The following is a 22,486-nucleotide window of genomic DNA, read 5'->3' as shown; positions in this document are numbered from 1 at the left end:
ACCGACGTACGCTGGATACCCCCCGGCCCACCACGCGCGTCGGGCCCTTCGTGTTGCCCACCCCCCAGACGGAAAGCCCTCCATGAGCCTGCACGGTCTGCTCGACGCCGTAGTCAAGGACCCCGCCCTCGCGGAAGCGACCAAGGCGGCGGCCGACGGCAACCGCATGCACATCGACCTGGTCGGCCCCCCGGCGACCCGCCCCTTCGCCGTGGCGGCACTCGCGCGCGAGACCGGCCGCACGGTCCTCGCGGTGACCGCGACCGGCAGGGAGGCCGAGGACCTCGCCGCGGCCCTGCGCTCCCTGCTCCCGCCGGACGGCATCGTGGAGTACCCCTCCTGGGAGACCCTCCCGCACGAGCGGCTCAGCCCGCGCAGCGACACCGTGGGCCGCCGCCTCGCCGTCCTGCGCCGCCTGGCCCACCCCAGGGAGGACGACCCGGAGACGGGCCCGGTCTCCGTCGTCGTGGCGCCCGTGCGGTCCGTGCTGCAACCGCAGGTCAAGGGCCTCGGAGACCTGGAGCCGGTCGCCCTGAGGACAGGCCAGACCGCCGACCTGAACGCGATCGTGGACGCCCTCGGCGCCGCCGCGTACGCGCGCGTGGAGCTCGTCGAGAAGCGCGGCGAGTTCGCCGTGCGCGGCGGCATCCTGGATGTCTTCCCGCCCACCGAGGAACACCCCCTGCGCATCGAGTTCTGGGGCGACGACGTCGAGGAGATCCGCTACTTCAAGGTCGCCGACCAGCGCTCCCTGGAGGTCGCCGAACACGGCCTGTGGGCACCCCCCTGCCGTGAACTCCTGTTGACGGAAGACGTCCGCACGCGTGCGCGTGCCCTCGCCGAACAGCACCCCGAACTGGGCGAGCTGCTCGGCAAGATCGCCGAGGGCATCGCCGTGGAGGGCATGGAGTCGCTGGCCCCGGTGCTCGTCGACGACATGGAACTGCTGCTGGACGTGCTCCCCAAGGGGGCTATGGCCGTCGTATGCGATCCGGAGCGGGTCCGCACGCGTGCGGCCGATCTCGTCGCCACCTCGCAGGAGTTCCTCCAGGCCTCCTGGGCGGCCACCGCGGGCGGCGGCGAGGCACCCATCGACGTGGACGCGGCCTCCCTGTGGGCCATCGCGGACGTACGGGACCGGGCGCGCGAGCTCGACATGATGTGGTGGTCGGTGTCGCCGTTCGCCGCCGACGAGGAACTCGACGCGGACACGCTCAAGCTCGGGATGCACGCCCCCGAGACGTACCGCGGCGACACCGCGAAGGCCCTCGCCGACACCAAGGGCTGGCTCGCCGACGGCTGGCGCACGGTCTTCGTCACCGAGGCCCACGGCCCCGCCGCCCGCACGGTCGAGGTCCTCGGCACCGAGGGCGTCGCCGCCCGCCTGGAGACGGAACTGGGCGAGATCGCCCCCTCCGTGGTGCACGTGGCGACCGGTTCGATCGACTACGGCTTCGTCGACACGGCACTGAAGCTCGCCGTCCTCACCGAGACCGACCTCTCCGGGCAGAAGGCCGCCGGCAAGGACGGCGCCCGGATGCCGGCCCGCCGCCGCAAGACCATCGACCCGCTCACCCTGGAGGCGGGCGACTACATCGTCCACGAGCAGCACGGAGTGGGCCGCTACATCGAGATGGTGCAGCGCACCGTCCAGGGCGCCACGCGCGAGTACCTGGTCGTCGAGTACGCGCCCGCCAAGCGCGGCCAGCCCGGCGACCGGCTGTACATCCCGACCGACCAGCTGGAGCAGATCACCAAGTACGTCGGCGGCGAGTCCCCCACCCTGCACCGCCTGGGCGGCGCCGACTGGACGAAGACCAAGGCGCGCGCCAAGAAGGCCGTCAAGGAGATCGCGGCCGACCTGATCAAGCTGTACAGCGCCCGCATGGCCGCCCCGGGCCACACCTTCGGGCCGGACACGCCCTGGCAGCGCGAACTGGAGGACGCCTTCCCGTACGTGGAGACGCCCGACCAGCTGACGACCATCGCCGAGGTCAAGGACGACATGGAGAAGTCGGTCCCGATGGACCGCCTGATCTGCGGCGACGTCGGCTACGGCAAGACCGAGATCGCGGTCCGCGCCGCCTTCAAGGCCGTCCAGGACGGCAAGCAGGTCGCCGTCCTCGTCCCGACGACCCTCCTCGTGCAGCAGCACTTCGGGACCTTCAGCGAGCGGTACTCGCAATTCCCGGTCAACGTAAGGGCGTTGAGCCGCTTCCAGACCGACACGGAGGCGAAGGCCACCCTGGAGGGCCTGCGCGAGGGCTCCGTGGACGTCGTCATCGGCACCCACCGCCTGTTCTCCTCCGAGACCAAGTTCAAGGACCTCGGCCTGGTCATCGTCGACGAGGAGCAGCGCTTCGGCGTCGAGCACAAGGAGCAGCTGAAGAAGCTGCGCGCCAACGTCGACGTCCTGACGATGTCCGCCACCCCGATTCCCAGAACCCTGGAGATGGCGGTCACCGGCATCCGCGAGATGTCGACGATCACGACGCCCCCGGAGGAGCGTCACCCGGTGCTGACGTTCGTCGGCCCCTACGAGGAGAAGCAGATCGGCGCCGCGATCCGCCGCGAACTCCTGCGCGAGGGCCAGGTCTTCTACATCCACAACCGCGTCGAGTCGATCGACCGCGCGGCAGCCCGTTTGCGCGAGATCGTCCCGGAGGCACGCATCGCGACCGCCCACGGGCAGATGTCGGAGCAGGCACTGGAGCAGGTCGTCGTCGACTTCTGGGAGAAGAAGTTCGACGTCCTGGTGTCGACGACGATCGTCGAGTCGGGCATCGACATCTCCAACGCCAACACGCTGATCGTGGAACGCGGTGACAACTTCGGCCTGTCCCAGCTCCACCAGCTCAGGGGCCGTGTCGGCCGAGGCAGGGAGCGCGGCTACGCGTACTTCCTGTACCCGCCGGAGAAGCCCCTGACGGAGACGGCCCACGAGCGGCTCGCCACCATCGCCCAGCACACGGAGATGGGCGCGGGCATGTACGTGGCGATGAAGGACCTGGAGATCCGAGGAGCCGGAAACCTCCTGGGCGGCGAACAGTCCGGCCACATCGCGGGCGTCGGCTTCGACCTGTACGTCCGCATGGTCGGCGAGGCCGTCGCGGACTACCGCGCCTCCCTGGAGGGCGGGGTCGAGGAGGAGCCGCCCCTGGAGGTCAAGATCGAGCTCCCGGTCGACGCGCACGTCCCGCACGACTACGCCCCGGGCGAGCGCCTGCGCCTCCAGGCCTACCGGTCCATCGCCTCCGCCAACACGGAGGAGGACATCAAGGCCGTACGCGAGGAACTCGTCGACCGCTATGGCAAGTTGCCCGAACCGGTGGAGAACCTGCTGCTGGTGGCGGGCCTGCGCATGCTCGCCCGCGCGTGCGGCGTCGGCGACATCGTCCTCCAGGGCACCAACATCCGCTTCGCACCGGTGGAGTTGAGGGAGTCCCAGGAACTGCGCCTCAAGCGCCTCTACCCGGGTGCAGTCATCAAGCAGGCCGCCCACCAGGTGCTGGTGCCGCGCCCGAAGACGGCGAAGGTGGGCGGGAAGCCGTTGGTCGGGCGGGAGTTGCTGGGGTGGGTGGGGGAGTTCTTGGCTTCGATTCTGGGGTCGTGAGTCTGGGGGGTTCGGGGGGAGGGACTCTGGGCGTCCTAGGGGGCCAGGGTTCGGGGGCCCGGGGTTTGGGGATTCCGGGATTCCGGGGTGTGGTCCTGGAGTTGTGGGCGTCGGGGCGTCGGGGCGTCGAGGCGTCGAGGGCGCGGACGGCGCGGAGCGTGCTGGGCGCACCGAGGGCGTCGTAGGAGGGGCCGGTCGGCCGGGGTCGTAAAGGTGCCTGGCGGCCGGTCGCTTCGGGCTTGTCCGTGGTCCGCTCGCTCCAGCCGCTCCAGCGGCCTCGGTCGCTTCGGTTGTCTCGGTCACGGCGCCCGTCTGCCACCGGGAAAGACGCCGTCACGTCACCCGGCCGGTGCCTGGAACAGCATCGACGCCAGTGCCCGGAACACCTCCTCCGGGTCCTGCCCGCTCACCGCCCCGTCGAGGTTGTGGCCGAGCAGTAGCGTCGCGAAGCCGTGGGCCAGGGACCAGGCGGCGACACCGGCGAGGCGGGCGTCGGGGCCGCGGCCCTCGGGGGATACGGCGGAGACGGCGTGGCTCAGCGTGTCGGCGGCGAGGGCACGGGCCGTGGTCAGTTCGAGGTCGCCGTCGCGGAGCAGCTCGGGCGCGAACATCACCTGGAAGTGCGCCGGATGCTCGCGCGCGAAGCGCACATACCGCACTCCCGCGTCCTTGAGGTCCACCGCCTCCCCGATCGTGGCGGCCAGCAGCCCGAACCCCTCCGCCGCGATGGCCGTCAACAGCCCCGTGCGGTCCTTGAAGTGATGGGCCGGCGCCGCGTGTGAGACACCGGCACGGCGGGCGAGGTCCCGCAGGCTCAGACCGGACGGGCCGTCGGCGGCGATGACGTCGAGCGCGGCGGTGAGGACGGCGCGGCGCAGGTCGCCGTGGTGGTACGGGCTCTTGGTCGGCTTGGTCGTACTCATACTCAGCAGCGTACGCCGAATCTAGGCATTGACAAGTTTGGGCGGGTGAGGCAATCTTGTCAGTGTCAAGTTGTGGAACGACCGGGACGCGACGAGGAGTTACGTCATGTCGGACAGCGTGCGTGGAGCGGAGACCACGAAAAGCCCCGTCACCGTGGAGCTGGGCCGCGTGCGCCAGCTCTGGCACCTGCTCGAACCCCTGCACGCGGTGCTGTATTACGCGCCGGAGGTCTTCGAGGAGGCCGCCGCTCTCGGGTACGGCACAAAGGAGCGCTGGTCGAGCTACTTCCCGCTGCGCGCCGCCCCGTTGGGCCCCGTCGGCGGTGAGCGGGTGACCTCCGCCTTCTACAGCTTCAGCCCCCGCATGGTCGCCGAGCACATGGACTCGGCGTGGAGCATCGCGAGCCCGGACGCCGTACTGCGGGCGAGGCTGCGCGGAATGGACCGGGCCTACCGCGCGATATTCGGCGACCGCGTCGACAGTCCCGAGCTGGCGGAGGCAGCCGCCCTGGCCCGCCGCGCCGCCGAGGCGGCCAACCTGGAGGGCCGTCCCCTGGCCGCGGCCAACGCCGAGTTGCCCTGGCCGGAGGAGCCCCACCTCCAGCTCTGGCAGGCGGCGACGATCCTGCGCGAACACCGCGGCGACGGCCATCTCTCCGCCCTCCTCGTCGCCGGCCTCGACCCGGTCGAGTCCCTGGTCTCCTTCGCCGCGATCGGAGCCGCCTCCGTCCAGCGCTTCGAGAGCCGGGGCTGGAGCCGAGACGAATGGACGGCGGCACGCGGACGGCTGGTGGCCCGAGGCGTCATAGACGACATGGGTACGGCGACGCGGGCGGGCCGTGATCTGCGCCAGGAGGTCGAGCACCGCACCGACCGACTGGCCGCCGCGCCCTGGGAGTCACTCGGCCGGACCGACACCGGCCGACTCATCGAACTGCTGGGGGAGTTCTGGGTCGCCGTCCTGGGCTCCGGGCTGCTGCCCTCGGAGTCGACGCTGGGCATCGGCAAGGTCTGAGGATGAGGGGGCGTCACATCCGGTGCGGAGTAAGGGGAGTAAGGAGAGGGGGTGAGGGAAGCCGGTACTTCGGCCTGTTCCACCGCCGCGACAAAGGCGAGTTGCGTGCCGTACGGGTATAGGTCCCGTATGCCCGTGACATGTCCGCCGCTACCGTGGGACCAGGCAATATCCGTCCCTGAAGGGGCGGGGCCGGGTGAGCAAGGGGAGGGGCGCACGTGATGCGTCTGAGGAGTGGGGCGGCGATCGCTGCCCTGGTCATGCTGTCCGTCGCCGGATGCAAGACGGACACCACGGGGACGGGCGACGCCGGACCCGAGGCGACAAATGGCGCAGGCTCAGGAGGAGGCGCGGCGCTGACCGCCGCCGAAGCCCTGCCCGTCAAGGGGCGGGCGCCGAAGACGGGCTACTCCCGTGAGCGGTTCGGCACCGCCTGGGCCGACACGGACTCCAACAGCTGCGACACCAGGGACGACATCCTCAAACGGGACCTGAAGCAGGTCAAGTTCACCGGCGGCGACTGCAAGGTGTCGTACGGCGTCCTCGAAAACGATCCGTACTCCGGCAAGGAAGTCGTCTACAAGCGCGGCGCCAGCCTCGTCGACATCGACCACCTGGTCGCCCTCTCCGACGCCTGGCAGAAGGGCGCCAAGTACTGGGACGCCAGCAAGCGCATAGCTCTTGCCAACGACCCGCTCAACCTCCTCACCGTCGGCGCCAGCCCCAACCGCAGCAAGGGCGACGGCGACACGGCCACCTGGGTGCCGCCCAAGGCGTACCGCTGCACGTACGTCGCCGCGCAGGTCGCCGTGAAGAAGAAGTACGGGCTGTGGGTCACGTCGGCGGAGAAGGCCGCGATGGTCAAGGTCCTCTCCACCTGCTCGAAGCAGGCCCTCCCGACCGGGGGCAACCCGACGAACGCGCCGAGCAGGTTCCACGCGAAGTAAGCGCTCACACCTTCCTCGTGAACACCACATACGGGAGGTGAAGGCATCCTCTGCCCAAGTAGATGTATACGCAAAGGAATTCACAAGGGGGAAACGGATATGCGAGGCAAGTCGGGTCGGTTTACCGGGTAGTGGTCAAGATCGCTTCATGATCCCCTCCTGGGTCTGTTCGGCCTGTGTGAGCGACAGGCAGGATCTGTGCGTTTCTGCGACTTCTCTGTCAGGGCTCGGTCAAACGACAACTGACACTGCGGTCAGCGCAGTTGCGCCCTTGTCTGTCGACCGTTGGAGTCCCTGTCGTGCGCATCCGGCTAGCTCGCCGTGTTCGCTCACCCCGCCGCGCGCGACGCGCCCGCCGTGGTGTCGCCCTGCTCCTGCTGACCGCGCTCGCGCTGATGTGGACGACGCAGCAGGCGATGGCCGACGGGGTCGAACTGCACGCCGTCGACGTCTCGTTGCCGAGCCTGTCCTCGCTCACCGCCTGGCTGAAGGACCCGCACTGGGGCCGGCTGCCGTCGGAGAAGTCCGGCACGGCGGCCGGGAAGCGGCACCGGGTCTCGGCCGCCGCCACCGAGGCACACCAGGGCGCGGGCCGTAAGCCGGGGAAGGGCAAGGGCGAACTCGCCGCCTACCACGCCCACTCGGCGTCGGTGAAGCGCGGGAAGAGCGCCGCGGGCAAGGCCGGGTTCAACGCCAGGACCAGCAAGCGGGACGCGGGGAAGTCCTCGCGGACCGACACCGTATTCGACAACGCCGACGGGTCGATCACCAGACAGATATCGCCGACACCCGTCAACTACCAGGTCGGCAAAGGCAAATGGGCGCCCATCGACGTGGACGTGAGGGCCGGACCCGACGGGCGGTGGCACGAGAAGGCCAACTCCGTTGGCGTCGACTTCGCGGCGAAGGCGGACGACTCGACCCTCGTCTCCCTCTCCGCCGACGCGCGGCACACCGTCTCCTACGGGTTGAAGAACGCCCAGGCCGTCAAGGGCACCGCCGACGACGGCTCGCGCGTCACCTACCCGGACGTCCTCACCGACACCGACCTCCAGGTCGCCCCCACCGCCACCGGCGTGAAGGAAGCGGTCGTCCTGCACTCCGCGGACGCCGGCAACTCCTGGACCTTCCCGCTCCACCTCAAGGGACTCACGCCCGTCCAGAACAAGGACGGCTCGATCGACCTGCGCGACAGCGCGGACAAGACCGTGGAGCGCGTCCCACCGTCGTACGCCTACGACTCGAAGGTCGATCCGCGCTCCGGTGAGCCGACCACCACCCACGACGTCACCACCACCCTCGTGCGGGACGGCGGCGGCTACGCGCTGAGGATCACCCTCGACGACGCCTGGCTGAAGGACACGCACCGCGTCTTCCCCGTCACCGTCGACCCGACCGTCACCGACGGCTGGACCACCACCTACGCCGAGTCGGGCTCGGACTCGACGGGCGACCACTCCTACGAGCAGACGATCAAGGTCGGTTCGTACGACTCGGGCACGCACTCCGCGGCGAGCTACATCAACCACTGGGACACCGCCTGGGACGACAGCGGCCTGACGGTCACCGCAGCGAAACTGGAACTGTTCGACACCTGGGCCGCGACCTGCACCGCCGAGCGTTTCGACGTCGCCCTCGTCACCCAGGCCTGGACGCCCGAGGGCGTCACCGGCTATCCCGGGCCGAGCTACGGCGCCTCCATCGGCAACCTGACCCCGACCGTGCCGAACGCCTGCGCGAACACGGCCGCCGACCGGTCCGTGGGCGACACGGTGGACGTGACGCTGTCGACCTCGGCGATCCAGGGCTGGTTCAGCGGCACGACCGCCGACTACGGCCTCGCGCTCTACGCGGCCACGACCGATAGCCTGCACTGGAAGCAGTTCGGCTCCTTCAACGACCCGGGGCTCGGCCCGAAGCTCATCGTCACCTACACCGGGAACACCGCCCCGCAGCTCTACGAGCAGTTCCCCGCCGACAACGCGGTCGTCGGCACCACCACCCCGGAGCTCACCGCTTGGGCGGGCGGCGCCAACTCCACCAGCGGCAGCGCGAACAAGTACCAGTTCAAGGTCTACGACGCCAACAACGCCCTGGTCGTCGACTCGGGCCTGGTCTCCACCGGCGACTGGACCGTGCCGGCCGGGAAACTGGCCTGGGGCAAGAACTACACCTGGGAAGTCCAGGCGTACGACGCGACGACCGCGCTCTACTCGCCCGCCGATCCCTACGAGTTGTCCGTCCAGGTGCCCCAGCCGGTCATCACCTCGGGGCTCTCGCAGAACAGCAGCGACCACGGCTTCGACGCGTCCATCGGCAACTACACCACCTCCGACACGGACGCCTCGATCTCCACCGTCGGCCCGTCCCTCGACGTCGAGCGCGACTACAACTCCCGTGACCCGCGCTGGACCGGAGCCTTCGGTTCCGGCTGGTCGTCCATCTTCGACGCGCGCGCCACCGAGCAGTACAGCGCGGCCGGCGCGGTCACCAGCGTCAACGTCACCTATCCGGACGGCTCACAGGTCGGCTACGGCAAGAACAGCGACGGCACCTTCGCGCCCGGCACCGGCCGCTGGGCCACGTTCACCACGGTCAGCGCGGGCGGCTACAGCCTGACCGACAAGGACGACACGGTCTACGCCTTCACCACGCTGCTGACCACGGGCAACTACGGACTCACCTCCGTCACCGACGCCAACGGCCGCTCCATATCGCTCACTTGGACCAGCGGCCACGTCACACAGATGAAGTCCAACGTGTCCGGCCGCACACTGGCCCTCACCTGGTCCACCCCCTCCGGCGCCCTCGCCGCGCATGTCGCGACCGTCACCACCGACCCGGTCACCGCCGGCACCGCGTCGACCGCGCTGACCTGGAACTACGGTTACACAGGCGACCAGTTGACGACCGTGTGCGCGCCGCTGTCGACGACGAAGTGCACGACGTACGGCTACACGACTGGCTCGCAGTACCAGAACGCGTCCCTCGACCTCGACCCGAGCGCGGCCTGGCCGCTCACGGAGACCTCGGGCACCACCGCGAAGGACGCGGTCCTCGCCAACGAGGGCACGAAGAACGCGACGTACGAGAACGTGACGCTGGGCGCGGCAGGCCCGCTCACCGGTTCCTCCTCCACCGCGGCCTCCTTCAACGGCACCACCTCCGACGTCGCCCTGCCGAAGAACACCGGAAACGACACCGACTCGGGCGCGCTGTCCCTGTGGTTCAAGACCTCGGCCGGACCGGGGGTGCTCTACTCGTACGCCTCCCAGCCGATCAGCTCGAAGAAGGCCGCCGGCTTCTACACCCCGTCGGTCTACGTCGGCACCGACGGCAAGCTGAACGCCGAGTTCTGGTACAGCGGCGGCATCAACCCGATCGTGTCCTCGGCGTCCGTGGCCGACGGCAAGTGGCACCACGTGGTGCTGAGCGCCGCCGGAAACTCGCAGACGCTGTTCCTGGACAACACGAAGGTCGGCTCGCGCACCGGCACCGTCTCCATCAAGAGCGCGGTGGCCTTCGGCAAGAACCAGGTCTTCAACTACCTCGGTACCGGCTTCCTGGGCGGCAGTTGGCCCGACGAGGCGAACAGCAGCACCACCGACGGCACCGGCTACGCGACCTACTTCAACGGCTCGATCGCCGACGCGGCCTGGTACGGACGCCCGTTGGTTGCCGCCGACGTCAACGCCCTCTACCAGTACGGCACTCACTCGACGTCCCTGCTCACCTCGGTCAAGCGCCCCTCCGGCAAGTCCTTCGCGACGATGACCTACGACCCGGCGACGACAACACTCACCCAGCTCACCGACGAGAACGGCGGCGTCTGGAAGCTCGCCGCCCCCACCGTCACCGGCTCCAGCCAGACCTACCGGGGCGCGGTCCTCGGTGGCGGACCGGCCGGCTACTACCGGCTCGGCGAGGCGGCCGGCGCGACCACGGCCCTCAACGAGGTGCACGGCGGCAACGGCACGTACAGCGGAGTGACACTCGGCGCGACAGGACCGTTCAGCGACGCCAAGGCCACGACGTACAACGGCAGTTCCTCCTATACCGAGCTGCCGACGTCCGTGCAGTTCGGCACCAGCGACCGCTCTCTGGAACTCTGGTTCAAGACCGCCTCGCAAGGCGTCATCGTCGGCGCCCAGTCGGCGGTCATCTCCGGCGCGACCACCACGTCCGGCACCTGGGCGCCCCTGCTGTACGTCGGCAGCGACAACAAACTGCACGGCCACTACTACTCGGGCAGCGGGTCCAGCTCGACGGCGTTCGGCTCGACCGGCACGGTCACCGACAACACCTGGCACCACGTGGCCCTCACGGCCTCCGGCGCCACCCAGACCCTGTACCTGGACGGCGTCCAGCAGTCCAGCTACTCCGGCACCCCGGCCGACCAGACCTACACCCACCTCTACCTGGGCGCCGGTTTCGCCAAGAGCTGGCTCAACTCCCCGGGAGACGTCAGCCACTTCACCGGTTCGATCGCCGACGCGGCCTTCTACCACACGGCGCTCAGCGCGGCGGACGTGGCGGCACATGTCGAGGCGGCCAAGAACTCCAGCGGGCTGCTCCCGGTCGAGACGGTCAAGGTGACCTCGCCGACCACGTCCACGCTGACGTACACCTACGACGTCACCAACGGAAACCGCGCCCTGACCGAGACCGACGGCCTCGGCAACAAGACCAGCTTCGGCTACGACACGGCCGGCTTCGAGCACACGGTCACCGACCCCAACGGCGCGGTCACCACCACCGGTCACGACGTCCGCGGCAACATCGTCTCGTCCACGTCCTGCCAGGACCAGGTCGCCAACAAGTGCAACACCGAGTACTACACGTACTACCCGGACGACACGACCGCCCAGCTGACCACCGCCGACCCGCGCAACGACCAGCTGCTGACCGAGCGCGACGGCCGTTCGGCGTCCGCGACGGACAACACGTATCTGACGTCGTACACCTACGACTCGGCGGGCAACCAGACCGCCGTCACCGGCCCCGCAGTCCCCGGCTTCCCGTCCGGCCGCACCACGACCACCGTCTACAGCGACGGCACCAGCACCTACCCCTCCGCCAACGGCGGCGTCGTGCCCAAGGGCCTCCCGGTCAAGACGGTCAGCCCCGGCGGAGCGGTCAACTCCGTGTCGTACTTCACCAACGGCGACGTCGCCTCCACCACCGACGCCATCGGCCTGGTCACGTCGTACACCTACGACGGCGTCGGCCAGGTCCTGAGTCAGAACGTCGTCTCCGACACCTACCCGGCCGGTCTGACCACCAGCTACGACTACGACAAGAACGGCCAGGTCACCGCCGAGCACGACCCGAAGATCACCGACCGTGTGCAGGGCGCCGACCACTCCGCCGTCTCCAGCACGGTCTACGACGACGACGGCGATGTCCTCTCCCAGACCGTCTCCGACGCTCAGGGCGGCGACGCCCCGCGCACCGAGACCCAGACCTACGACGCCTACGACCGGCTGCTGACCGAGTCCGACGCCAACGTCGCGGCAGGCACGTCCTACGGCAACACGACGACGTACACGTACGACACCTCAGGCAACAAGACCAAGGAGGTGACGAGCGCCGGCAACGAGACCGACTACACCTACGACGACAACGGCAACCTGCTCACGCAGAGCCTGATGTACACCGGCGACCCGGTCTCCCCGGGGACCGCCGCGAAACTGGTCGAGTCCTCGCGGGCCTACGACCCGGCTGACCGGCTGGCCTCGGTCACGGATGCGATGGGCAACAAGACGTCGTACACCTACACCGACGACGGCCTGACCGCGACGGTGAAGAGGACCAGCTCCGACGGCACCAGCAGCTACACGCTGGAGTCGGACACCTACGACGCGGCCGGCAACCTGCTGACCCAGACCACCGACAACGGCGAGAACGTCACCCAGTACACGGTCGACGCCTCCAGCCGCACCACGTCCACGACCGTCGACCCGACCGGTGTCGACCGCGTGACGTCCGTGTCGTACACACCGGACGACCAGGTCGCGTCGGAGAACGACCACGACGCGACCGGTTACGACCGCACCACCACCGACTCGTACGACGACATGGGCAACCTGCTCAGCGAGACCCTGTACGGCGACGCCTCCGGGCACCCGTCGGGCTGGTGGAAGCTGAACCAGACAACCGGCCGCTCGGTCACCGACTCCTCCGGCACCGGCAACACCGTCACCGCCGGACCGGGCGTCACCTGGTCGGACGACGCGGCCCAGTTCAGCGGCGACACCTCCGGCAACGGCGACATCGCCGCCACCAACGGACCGGTCCTGGACACGAGTTCGTCCTACACGGTGTCGGCGTGGGTGAAGCTGTCCGACGCCTCCACCTTCCGCACCTTCGTCGCGCAGGGCGGCACCAACCGCTCCTCCTTCTACCTCCAGTACGCCTCCACCACGGGTGTCTTCCGTCTCATCTCGCCCAGCCAGGACACCTCCGCCGCCCCGTCGGCGTACTACAGCGCCTCCGCCTCCACCACCCCCGCCCTCAACACCTGGACCCAACTGGTCGGCTCCTTCGACGCGTCGACCGGCACCATGAACCTGTACGTCAACGGCACCCTCGCGGGCACCGCCAACAACCCCGCCCCCTGGACCGGCGCGGGCCCGCTGTCCATCGGCGGCGCGAAGACCGCCTCGGGCGCGGTCAGCAACGCCGTGAACGGCGCGGTCAGCAACGTCCAGACCTACCAGCGGGCGCTGTCGACGAGCGAGATCAACTCCCTGTACGGAAAGGGCCGTTCGGGCGGCACGGTCGGTTCCTCCGACCAGCAGACCACCAAGTACACGTACGACAAACGCGGTCTGCCCACGTCCATGACGGACCCCGAGCAGCACACCACCACCTACGCGTACGACCAGGCCGGCAACCTCGCGGTCACCACGGCACCGACGGTCCAGTCGGAGCCGGACGGCATCGCCGCGAACGCCGCGCCCGTCAACCCGGTCACCTCAAGCGGCTTCAACACCTTCGGCGAGGCCGTCGCGGAGAAGGACCCGACCGGCCTGGTCACCACCACGGCCTACGACGCGGTCGGCAACAAGGTCAGCGAGACCCTCCCCTCCTACACCCCGGCCGGAGCCTCAACTCCCAACTCCGGCACGACAGTCTGGACGTACGACAGCGAGGGCAACCAGACCAGCGAGACGACACCGGGCGGCAGGACGACGTCGTACCTCTACGACCAGTTGGGCGACCTGGCCCAGGTAACCGAGCCCGACGGCACGAAAACACACGCCACCTACGACACCAACGGCGAACAGCGCACGGCCACGGACGGCACAGGCGCCCAGGCCCAGGCGACCTTCGACTACCTCGGCCGCCAGGTCACCTCCACCACCCTGGAGCGCTACCCCTCCAACCGCACGCTGACCACGACCAACTCCTACGCGGTCACCACCGGCAACCCCTACGGCGCCCACGTCGCCTCGACGACGACCCCGGGCGGCGTGACCTCGACGTACGCCTACAACCGCGCGGGCGACGTCACGAAGACCACGGACGGCGCGGGCAACTCCACCTCCTACGCCTACGACTTCGAGGACAACCCCACCAAGACAACGCTGGCAGACGGCAGTTACACGACTACCGACTACAACGTCAACGACGACCCGACGGCGACTCGCAGCTACGACCCCAACGGCACGTTCCTCTACGGCACTTCGCAGCAGTACGACGGCAACGGCAACCTGACCGCGGCCACCGACGCCAACCAGCACACCACCCGCTGGACGTACGACGCGGCGGGCACGATCACCCAGCAGGTGGAGCCGGTAGACGCGACGACGTCGATCACCACGTCCTTCGGCTACGACGCGGCCGGCAACCGCACCCGCTTCACCGACGGCCGCGGCAACTCCTGGCGCTACGGCTACACCCCCTGGGGCCAGCAGGCGACGGTGACCGAGCCCACGACGTCCCAATACACCTCGGCCGCCGACTCCACGACGACCTTCGCCTACGACGCGGACGGCAACGCCACCTCGGCCACCGCCCCCGGCGGCGTCACGACGTCGATGACGTACGACGCCAACGACCAGCTCAAGACGATGACGGGCACCGGCGCGGAAGCGGCCTCGGCGAAGCACAGCTTCTCCTACGACGCCGACGGCCGCGTCACCTCGGCGGACACGGACGAGGCCGGCACGGTAGGCGCCGCGGACCACCAGGCGTCCACGCACGACGCGTTCACGTACGACGACCGGGGCGATCTGCTCTCGGCGTCGGGTTCGGCGGGTTCGTCGAGCTTCACGTACAACGACGACGGTTCGACACTGACTCGCACGGACGCGGCGGGCACGCAGTCGTACGGCTATGACACGGCGGGCCGCCTCTCCACGCTGGACGACGCGGCGAGCGGCACCCATCTCTCGTACACGTACGACCAGTTGAACAACCTGAAGACGATCAAGTACGGCAGCACGGGCCAGACGAGGACCTTCGGCTACAACAGCGCGCACGAGCTGTCGAGCGACGTCATGGTGCAGGGCGCGTCGACGGTGTCGAGCTTCACGTACGGCTACGACAACAACGGCAACCTGACGTCGAAGACGACGGCGGGCGTGACGGGCGCGTCGACGAACACGTACGCGTACGACTGGTCGGACCGCCTGACGTCGTGGAACAACGGCTCGACGACGACGGCGTATTCGTACGACGCCTCGGGCAACCGGGTGCGGTCCGGCGCGGACGTCTACACGTACGACGCGCGGGACCAGCTGACATCGGACGGCATCAACTCGTACTCCTATTCGGCGCGCGGCACGATGACGCAGGAGTCGTCGACGGCAAACGGCACGGCCGCGTTCAAGACGGACGCGTTCGGCGGCCAGATAGTCGCCGGCCCGCAGTCCTACACGCTGGACGCGCTGGGCCGGAACATCACGGACACCGACACGGCCGCGTCGTCGACCCGTACGTTCGCCTACTCGGGCGCGGACAACACGATCGCGACGGACGGGGACGCGTCGTACACGTACGACCCGGGCGGCGGCCTGGTGGGCATCAAGCAGTCGGGTTCGTCGACCGGTGCCCTGGCTCTGACGGACCTGCACGACGACGTGGTGGGCACGTTCACGTCGGGCGCGACGGCCCTCTCGGGTTCGGCGACGTACGACCCGCTGGGCAAGGTGACGGCGACGCTGTCACTGATCGGCCACCTGGGCTTCCAGTCGGGCTGGACGGAGCCGGGCACGGGTGACGTGGGCACGGCGTCCCGCTGGTACAACCCGAACTCCGGGGAGTTCCTGAACAAGGACAGTGTGTCCCTGGACCCGAGCCCCGACTCGGTGGCTGCGAACCCCTTCGCCTACGTCGACGACAACCCGATGGTGGGCACGGACCCGTCCGGCCACTGCTCCTGGTGGACCGGCTCGTGCGAGGTGAAGGCCGCCAAGCACGTGGCGCACAAGGTCAAGCACGCGGCGAAGGCCGTGTACCACGCGGCCAAGCACGTGGCCCGCAAGGTGGTTCACGCGGTGAAGCACGCGGCCCACAGGGTCGTTCACCAGGTGCACGACGTGTACCGGGCGACGGTGCGGGTGACGCGGCGGGTCTACCACTACACGGTCAGACACGTGAAACGCGTGTACCACGCGGCAGTTCACGCGGTGCATACGGCGTACCACAAGGCATCGAGGGTCGCGCATCGCGTGGTACACGCGGTGAAGAAGGCGGCGCACAAGGTCGCGCATGAGGTGAAGAAGGCGGCGAAGGCGGTCGCGCATGCGACGCGGACGGCCTACCACGCCACGGTGAAGGCGGTGAAGACCACCGCGAAGTTCGTCAAGAACCACGCGGCGGCGATCACGTCGATCGTGGTGTCGACGGCGGTCTTCGCGGGCTGCGAGGCGGCGACGTGGGGCGTGGGCACGATTGGCTGCGCCGCGTTGGCGGGTGCGGCCGGGTCCTTGGTCGAGCAGGGCTTCAAGTGCGCCCAGAACGGCGGCGGTGACTGCAGCGCGGGTGCGTTCGCGGGGTCGGCGGTCGAGGGCGCGGTGACGGGTGCGCTGGGCGGCGCGCTTGGTTCCCTGGGCGGAAAGCTCCTTGCCAAGGCGGCTCCGAAGGCGATGGAGGTCGTCGGAGGGCTCTTCGGGAAGGGGGCGACTGAAGCCGGGGAGTCCGGGGCTGCGGATGCCACGGATGAGGCGGCTTCGGCGGCGGAGTCCGAGGGGGCGGGGACTAAATCGCAGTCGCGGTCGGGTAGTTGCCCTGTTCACAGTTTCACTGGTGCTACCCGGGTACTTATGGCCGACGGCACGACCAAGGCGATCGAACAGATGAAGGTGGGCGACACGATCGCCAACTCGGTGCCGGGGATTGCTGGTACGGAGGCGCACAAGGTCACCGCGGTGATCGTCACGCACACGGACCACGACTTCGTGGACCTGACGGTCAAGGCGGCGGTCGAGACTGGCGCGAAGAAGGGCGCGAGCACCGCTACTAAGTCCCTGGCCAAGAAGGTCGCCCGCAAGGCGGCATTCGGCCTGGCGGCGTCGGCTGCGGTACTGGGAGCGCTGGGCGCGAGCCACGGCCACGGCGCTGATCAGGAGCCGGCGGCCAAGACGGTCGCGGCGGTGTCCTCGGCAACGCCCGGTCAGAGCGGCAAGGCTGGCGGGGAGGCGCCGGTTGCGCAGGGCGCGCACCTGACGACGACCTTCCACCACCCGTTCTACGACGAGACCCGGTCGGCGTTCATCGAGGGCAAGGACCTGAAGGCCGGCGACGTCCTCCAGACCCCGTCCGGGACGGCTGAGGTCACCGGGGTTCGGCTCTACCACGCGAACACCACTACCTACGACCTGACCATCGGCACACTCCACACCTACTATGTGGAGGCCGGGAACACTCCGGTTCTGGTTCACAACGTCGATGTCAACCTGGTGTCTCCGGCGAGTTGCCCGATAAACGGCGCGAAGACAGCGCAAGAGTTGGGTGATGACGCGCAGGCTTTGCACGATGCCAATATTTCGAAGCTCCAGAATCCGCCCACAAATGGTAACAAGATGGCCGATCAAGGTACGACGGTTGCCACGGGCGAACTTGGGGGGGAACTAGTTTACTCCACTAACAATAATCGGGCCTCTGTGGCACTGAAGGCTCTGGCGAAAGCGAAGGGGTATCGGCGAATATTTGGAGTGGATTACGTCACTAAAGGGCCAGGTGGTCAAGCACTCCAGACTGACGCAGAGCAAATTCTTTTCAATGCGGTGGAAGATGGAAGCCTGGAAGGCGAGGGTACTATCGTGGCTTCTCGACCAGCTTGCGGACCTGAACGGCAGAACTGTGCGGCGAGGGGTAACGAATTTCCTAACATACAACTCTTCGAGCAGACTCGATTGGCCCCATGGGATCGATGAAGAGCGAAATTAAGACAGGAAAGCAAGGGTAGGAGGTGTGTTTTGAGCTTGTGGGATGTGCGAGCGCAACATTGGAGTGAGTCCTTGGAGGAGATTTCCCCGGATATGCGAGGGGAAGTTTCTTTCCAGGTGATCCGTGGGTCGCTTGAGTTCTTTCGACCTTCATTCGATGAAGTGTTCTCCGAAGCTACGGTCCAATTTGTCAGGTCAATTATCGAGTCCGCCCCCTCTGAGGATTTCGATCGTGACGAAGCTGACCGCATTTCCAGTCGATTGTATTCTTTGGCGAATGAGGATCTGGCAATCGGGACTGATTCGTTGGTGGCAGGTCTCTCGCTGTTCTTCGATTGTGTGGTTGCCGGGTTCGATTCGGATTCAACGCTAGAGATCATGTCTTCCTGCTATGAGGCTGTGTTGCATACGGAAGGACTGCCCCAAGAGCTGCTTGAATCCGAGAGAGATAATGAGAACTGCTCTCGGCTAATTGACTTCCAGTGGGAGGTTGTGTTGCAGGCGTTGTCCGACAAATAGAGAGACTCTCTATGGTTCGGGCGGATTGGGCACGTGCGCGGGAGCACGGGTGTTTGCAAGGGAAGCAGGACGTGGAGCGCCGACTGTGCGAGGTCATCGGTGGAGTGAGCCAATTGGGCCGGCGTGACGAAGAAACGTTGTCAGCTCAGGTCCATGCATGTCGCGAAAACAACGCAATCAGGCGGCATACCTTGCTCTACGCAGACTGCAGGCACCACTCCTTCGGATCACTATGCCGGAGAAGTGGGGAGTGGACAGTACGGCAGTCGAATCTCTGATCCGAGCCGGCCAGGCACAGATGGATGGGGAGAGCAACGGAGGGCTCCAGCAGGCCATCATCGAACTCCGCTCTGCACCGCTGTTCGAGTCTGGGATCGAGCCGGAATTCGCTGAGAGCTTCCAGTTGGAGGCCATCAATGGTTGGCTCATGCTCGGGGAAGCGTTGGGAGATTTGAGTGAGGTCCAGACCGGCACAGTTGTCTGCCTTGCTCGCGAAATGGCCGACTATCTCGACAAGTACATGGAATCTTCACTCACTCTGGTCGAGGGGGAAGAGGATCGTCGGGGCTATCTCCGCAGTGCTGGCGAACATTTTCTTTCATATGGTCTGGGATATTTCGGCACCATGAATCGAGAGATTGAAAGCACCTGTCATGAAGCAATCCTGGTCGCGCCAGAAAATGACGAACTGATCTCCTCCGAGACGGGTCGCCGACTTTTGAATAGTTGCGATGAATACGGTAATCAGCTGGCCTCGGCTCTCACGGCATTCTCGACCGACTGAATGTGGGAGTGCGGCATATATTTCTGAGGCTAGCCCTGTGAATCCAGGTCGACCGGTAGTTTGTTTTGGCGGGCACGGATTTCGGAGCCGATAGGGTGTGAGGGCAGGTACGGTTTCGCCACATGATTTCCCGTTGTTAGGGCGGTGGCAAGTTTCACTTCAAATTTGAGCAGGTTGGTGCCGTTTCACGGTCAGGATAGGTGGCAGGTAATTATGCTTCCTCAAGTCGGCAGTGAGGTAGTTGTCTCATGTGAGCCCGCAGGGGCCAGGGTTGTGTCGGTGAATTCGCGATACATCACGTTGGATTGGCCCTGGGGTGCGGTCGACAATTCAGCCAATTTTCGCTGGGACGGAACTCTTGCGCTGCCCTACGGAGAGTCTAATCCAGAATGGGTTCCATATCGGCTCGAACCGCCAGCGTCTGAGCTGCGTGCTGGAGATGTCTGTACGGTCTCCATCCCGTCGACACGCCTTTATGTCGGGCACTATGAGGCGTACGATCCTCCGCGAAGCCTAGGTTGGGCTCCTGCACCGACCGCCGGAATCTACGTAATTCCTCCAGAAAAATCGGACCAGGAGGATGCGGGATGCATGCTCTATTTGGGAGGTGCTGAACCTATTCGCGTTCAGGAAATTGAGTAGGCGAGGTGCATACCCAATCGTCCTTACATACCACGTACCGAGAAGAATGGGACTACCCCTCGGATATGGCCTGGGACGCCAACTGGACCCGACGGAAGCACCAGGCGTAGGAATCGTCTTCACCGTATTCGGTATGGGCGGCGTCACCCACCGTCTCGAAGACGATCAGCTGTACGTGCCCTTCCATTCACGGATGGACGCCGACGACGGGGACCACCATCACGTGACTCCCGAGAGCTGGCCCAAGATCAAATCATTGACTGGTCGACGGGTGGGCCCGGCTCTTGCGAACCGCGTTCGTGCCCAGGGCGGTTTTGGCGTCGCCAATACTCCTGCCGCAACAAGATCACGGCGTCGTGTCCAGCGAGTCCTGGGTGGGCGGGCCGGCAGGCTTCCGTCAGGGATACCCTCGGCCAATGTCGAATCGGGCAGTGGCAGTTGGAGTAGGTCTCGCGCAGGTGATGGCGCACTGCGGGGGCAGCCCAGCAGCAGCCGTGCACTATCTGGCGGGTGCCATCGCCTCCACACCTGAGAACCCCGAGCCTTATACGGTCCTTGCCGAGTTGTGGAGGGACAAGCCGTCCGAACTGGCCGAGGTCGTTCAGGGCGCCGACTCCTTGAGGACGCTGCTGGCGCGGTCGTACATCAGCTTCCTTGAGGGTGACATGGACGGTGCGGCGCTGGCGATCGGGTCGGTCACTGGTGTGCAACCCGACATCGCATGGGCCCAAGCCCCTTGGTTCGGCGATGCGCGATTTCTCGGTGTGGTGAGTGCCGATGCGTTGGCCGAGGCCGCAATGCGGACGATGGACCACGGCCGTGTTCTGGACACCGAAAGTACGCGGGAACGGTTCCGGCCCTGGTTCCAGGCCGTCGACGCGGTCGCTGCCCGGCGGCCGTCGCCGGATGCGTTGGCCAAGATGGCGATCTTGCTGCGGACATGCGGTCTCACCGATACGTCATTGGCTCTCTGCGACCGGGCGGACTCCGTGGAGCCGATCATGCTGACGGAAGTCGTGCGAGCGGGTACATGGCGCAAGCTGGGTGATCCTGAACGGACGGTGGCGGCGTTCGAGCGCGCTCTTGCCCTGGACCCGGCCAACTGGTCGCTCCATCTCGACCTGGCCGACGTACACGCCGAGCAGGGCGACTTCGCCGCTGCGGTCCGGCTGATTGATCAGGGAATGGAGTACGAGCCGACTGGGCTCACGCTCCGTGCTGCCGGAGCCGCCTACCGAGCACGGCTGATCGGGTCGCCCGCCGAACTGAGCGAACTCATCGAACTGGCGCCGAACCTGCCGAACGACTCCTACCGGGACCTGCTGATCGATTACGCGTGTGACGGCCCCGCGCTGCCTGCCGAGCTCGTGACTGCGGCCCGCCGCATCCAGAACAGCTCGAAGATCACTAACGGGACAGGTCTTGGTGCCTGATGCCACATGGCAATTCCAAGTAGGCGAACCGGATGAGGCCGGAAGGTCAGGCGACCGATGCTCGGTAGGGATCGGTGGGGACGATCTGTGCCTCGTCGAAGAGCTGTTCCAACGCCTCGTGTCCGTGACGCCTGCGGAACTCGATCTCGGCCGCGGTCACCGGCAGGGTCCACAGGATGCGGGCGTGTCCTCCCGGCAGCGGACAATGTTCGAGGTCGGGGCCGTGGAGGTAGGGCATGATCAGCCCGTCACTGCCCGTTGAAGTTCAATGGTCCCAGTCGACCTGGCGGTGATCGAGTCGGAACGACTCCTCCACGCCTGCCCAGTCCTCTACCCATTCGCCGACGCAGTTGATCTGCATGCCGGGGTCGTCGGCGACGCGAATCATCACTTCCGCCGATCCTGTGTGCTCCGCAGCGGGCTCGTCGAGGGCGGCCATTCCATCGACCCGGATGTAGCGGCCTGCGTCTTTGCCGGAGGTGATGCATCCTACGACCCCGAAGTGGCGTGTGGCGTCTCTGTGCGTGGCGATGATCTGTGAGCGGTCCTGCACTGCTGTCACTCGTAGTTCGTTCGGCGTGCCGGTGAAGGTGAGTTCGACCGGAGAGTGGCGGCCGAACAGTTTGATGACGCCCTTGATCTTTTGTGTCGGGGCATCGATCTCTGTGACCGTCGCCCGAAGTGTTGCGAACGGGCCCTCAGTGATGGTCACAGCGGCTCCGACGGCGATGTCTGGGCTTGGCACGGTGATGCCGCTCCTGGCTCTCAGCTCGCCCGCATCGCGGTGTGCGCGCGGGTCATGTCTGCCTTCACCGTGTCTACGAACGTGGCGAAGGCCCCTGCGGGGAACGTGATTATGGCCCTGGCCGGCGCCTTCGAGTCGCGTACGGACACGTGTGTATGGGTGGGGGAGTTCGCGATCTCCACGCACTCGTTGCCGTCGTCCGGGCCTGAGTAGGACGACTTCCGCCAGTTGTCCATGGCTACCTCACGGCTTCTGAACCAGTTCGCGGATGAAAGCACGCGTCTCTTCGTCCGTCTTGAGGGTCTCGATGAAGGCATGGAAGGTTCCGCCGGGGAAGGTGAGTATGGCCCTGGCCGGCGCCTTCGAGTCGCGTATGGACACGTGTGTATGGGTGGGGGAGTTCGCGATCTCCACACAGTTGTTGCCGTCGTCCGGGCCCGAGTAGGACGACTTCCGCCAGTTGTCCATG

General features: G+C 67.0%; 12 protein-coding genes. 7 read left to right on the top strand and 5 right to left on the bottom strand.

All coding sequences use genetic code 11. From position 1 onward, the window contains the following. The first annotated feature begins 82 nt into the window (after positions 1-82). Positions 83-3,613 carry a transcription-repair coupling factor gene (gene mfd, locus ACIRB1_RS12690; RefSeq protein ID WP_352181945.1) on the top strand — a complete coding sequence of 1,177 codons (3,531 nt, stop codon included), beginning with the start codon at positions 83-85 and terminating at the stop codon, positions 3,611-3,613. A gap of 338 nt (positions 3,614-3,951) precedes the next feature. On the opposite strand, the gene ACIRB1_RS12685 is transcribed toward mfd, so the two are convergent. Beyond that, entirely contained in the window at positions 3,952-4,536 is a 585-nt protein-coding gene (locus ACIRB1_RS12685; RefSeq protein ID WP_403465532.1) for a TetR/AcrR family transcriptional regulator, read from the bottom strand. 106 nt (positions 4,537-4,642) lie between these two features. On the opposite strand from ACIRB1_RS12685, the gene ACIRB1_RS12680 reads away from it, so the two are divergent. The 6 genes from ACIRB1_RS12680 to ACIRB1_RS12655 all read left to right on the top strand — a co-directional run bounded on the left by ACIRB1_RS12680 (position 4,643) and on the right by ACIRB1_RS12655 (position 21,272). Further along, entirely contained in the window at positions 4,643-5,551 is a 909-nt protein-coding gene (locus ACIRB1_RS12680) for a hypothetical protein (RefSeq protein WP_403465531.1), read from the top strand. A 221-nt stretch (positions 5,552-5,772) separates the two neighbouring features. Next, positions 5,773-6,498 (top strand): HNH endonuclease family protein, encoded by a 726-nt coding sequence (locus ACIRB1_RS12675; RefSeq protein ID WP_403465530.1) that lies wholly within the window; start codon positions 5,773-5,775, stop codon positions 6,496-6,498. Positions 6,499-6,797: 299 nt separating this feature from the next. Continuing rightward, entirely contained in the window at positions 6,798-17,882 is an 11,085-nt protein-coding gene (locus ACIRB1_RS12670; protein ID WP_403465529.1) for a LamG-like jellyroll fold domain-containing protein, read from the top strand. A gap of 84 nt (positions 17,883-17,966) precedes the next feature. Further along, positions 17,967-18,413 carry a hypothetical protein gene (locus ACIRB1_RS12665; protein ID WP_403465528.1) on the top strand — a complete coding sequence of 149 codons (447 nt, stop codon included), beginning with the start codon at positions 17,967-17,969 and terminating at the stop codon, positions 18,411-18,413. A gap of 250 nt (positions 18,414-18,663) precedes the next feature. Beyond that, a complete protein-coding gene (locus tag ACIRB1_RS12660; RefSeq protein ID WP_403465527.1) occupies positions 18,664-19,197 on the top strand; it encodes a hypothetical protein in 534 nt (177 codons plus the stop codon). 1,136 nt (positions 19,198-20,333) lie between these two features. After that, complete coding sequence (locus ACIRB1_RS12655) at positions 20,334-21,272, top strand: tetratricopeptide repeat protein (protein ID WP_403465526.1); 939 nt, start codon at positions 20,334-20,336, stop codon at positions 21,270-21,272. A gap of 46 nt (positions 21,273-21,318) precedes the next feature. On the opposite strand, the gene ACIRB1_RS12650 is transcribed toward ACIRB1_RS12655, so the two are convergent. The 4 genes from ACIRB1_RS12650 to ACIRB1_RS12635 are packed head-to-tail and all read right to left on the bottom strand — an operon-like array spanning position 21,319 to position 22,485. After that, a complete protein-coding gene (locus ACIRB1_RS12650) occupies positions 21,319-21,510 on the bottom strand; it encodes a suppressor of fused domain protein (RefSeq protein WP_403465525.1) in 192 nt (63 codons plus the stop codon). 27 nt (positions 21,511-21,537) lie between these two features. Further along, positions 21,538-21,984 (bottom strand): hypothetical protein, encoded by a 447-nt coding sequence (locus ACIRB1_RS12645; protein WP_403465524.1) that lies wholly within the window; start codon positions 21,982-21,984, stop codon positions 21,538-21,540. 53 nt (positions 21,985-22,037) lie between these two features. Beyond that, the gene (locus ACIRB1_RS12640; protein ID WP_403465523.1) at positions 22,038-22,253 is read right to left on the bottom strand and encodes a DUF397 domain-containing protein; all 216 of its coding nucleotides are present in this window, start codon (positions 22,251-22,253) and stop codon (positions 22,038-22,040) included. Positions 22,254-22,260: 7 nt separating this feature from the next. Then, complete coding sequence (locus ACIRB1_RS12635; RefSeq protein WP_403465522.1) at positions 22,261-22,485, bottom strand: DUF397 domain-containing protein; 225 nt, start codon at positions 22,483-22,485, stop codon at positions 22,261-22,263. Between the last annotated feature and the right edge of the window lies 1 nt (position 22,486).

It is taken from the genome of Streptomyces sp. NPDC096013 (assembly GCF_044763565.1).
Lineage (GTDB): Bacteria > Actinomycetota > Actinomycetes > Streptomycetales > Streptomycetaceae > Streptomyces.
This window is presented reverse-complemented; position numbering and strand designations above follow the sequence as displayed.

Excerpts from the sequence above, each read along its gene's own strand:
- mfd (WP_352181945.1), top strand. The coding sequence starts at position 83 with ATGAGCCTGCACGGTCTGCTCGACGCCGTAGTCAAGGACCCCGCCCTC.
- ACIRB1_RS12685 (WP_403465532.1), bottom strand. The coding sequence starts at position 4,536 with ATGAGTACGACCAAGCCGACCAAGAGCCCGTACCACCACGGCGACCTG.
- ACIRB1_RS12680 (WP_403465531.1), top strand. The coding sequence starts at position 4,643 with ATGTCGGACAGCGTGCGTGGAGCGGAGACCACGAAAAGCCCCGTCACC.
- ACIRB1_RS12675 (WP_403465530.1), top strand. The coding sequence starts at position 5,773 with ATGCGTCTGAGGAGTGGGGCGGCGATCGCTGCCCTGGTCATGCTGTCC.
- ACIRB1_RS12650 (WP_403465525.1), bottom strand. The coding sequence starts at position 21,510 with ATGCCCTACCTCCACGGCCCCGACCTCGAACATTGTCCGCTGCCGGGA.
- ACIRB1_RS12640 (WP_403465523.1), bottom strand. The coding sequence starts at position 22,253 with ATGGACAACTGGCGGAAGTCGTCCTACTCAGGCCCGGACGACGGCAAC.
- ACIRB1_RS12635 (WP_403465522.1), bottom strand. The coding sequence starts at position 22,485 with ATGGACAACTGGCGGAAGTCGTCCTACTCGGGCCCGGACGACGGCAAC.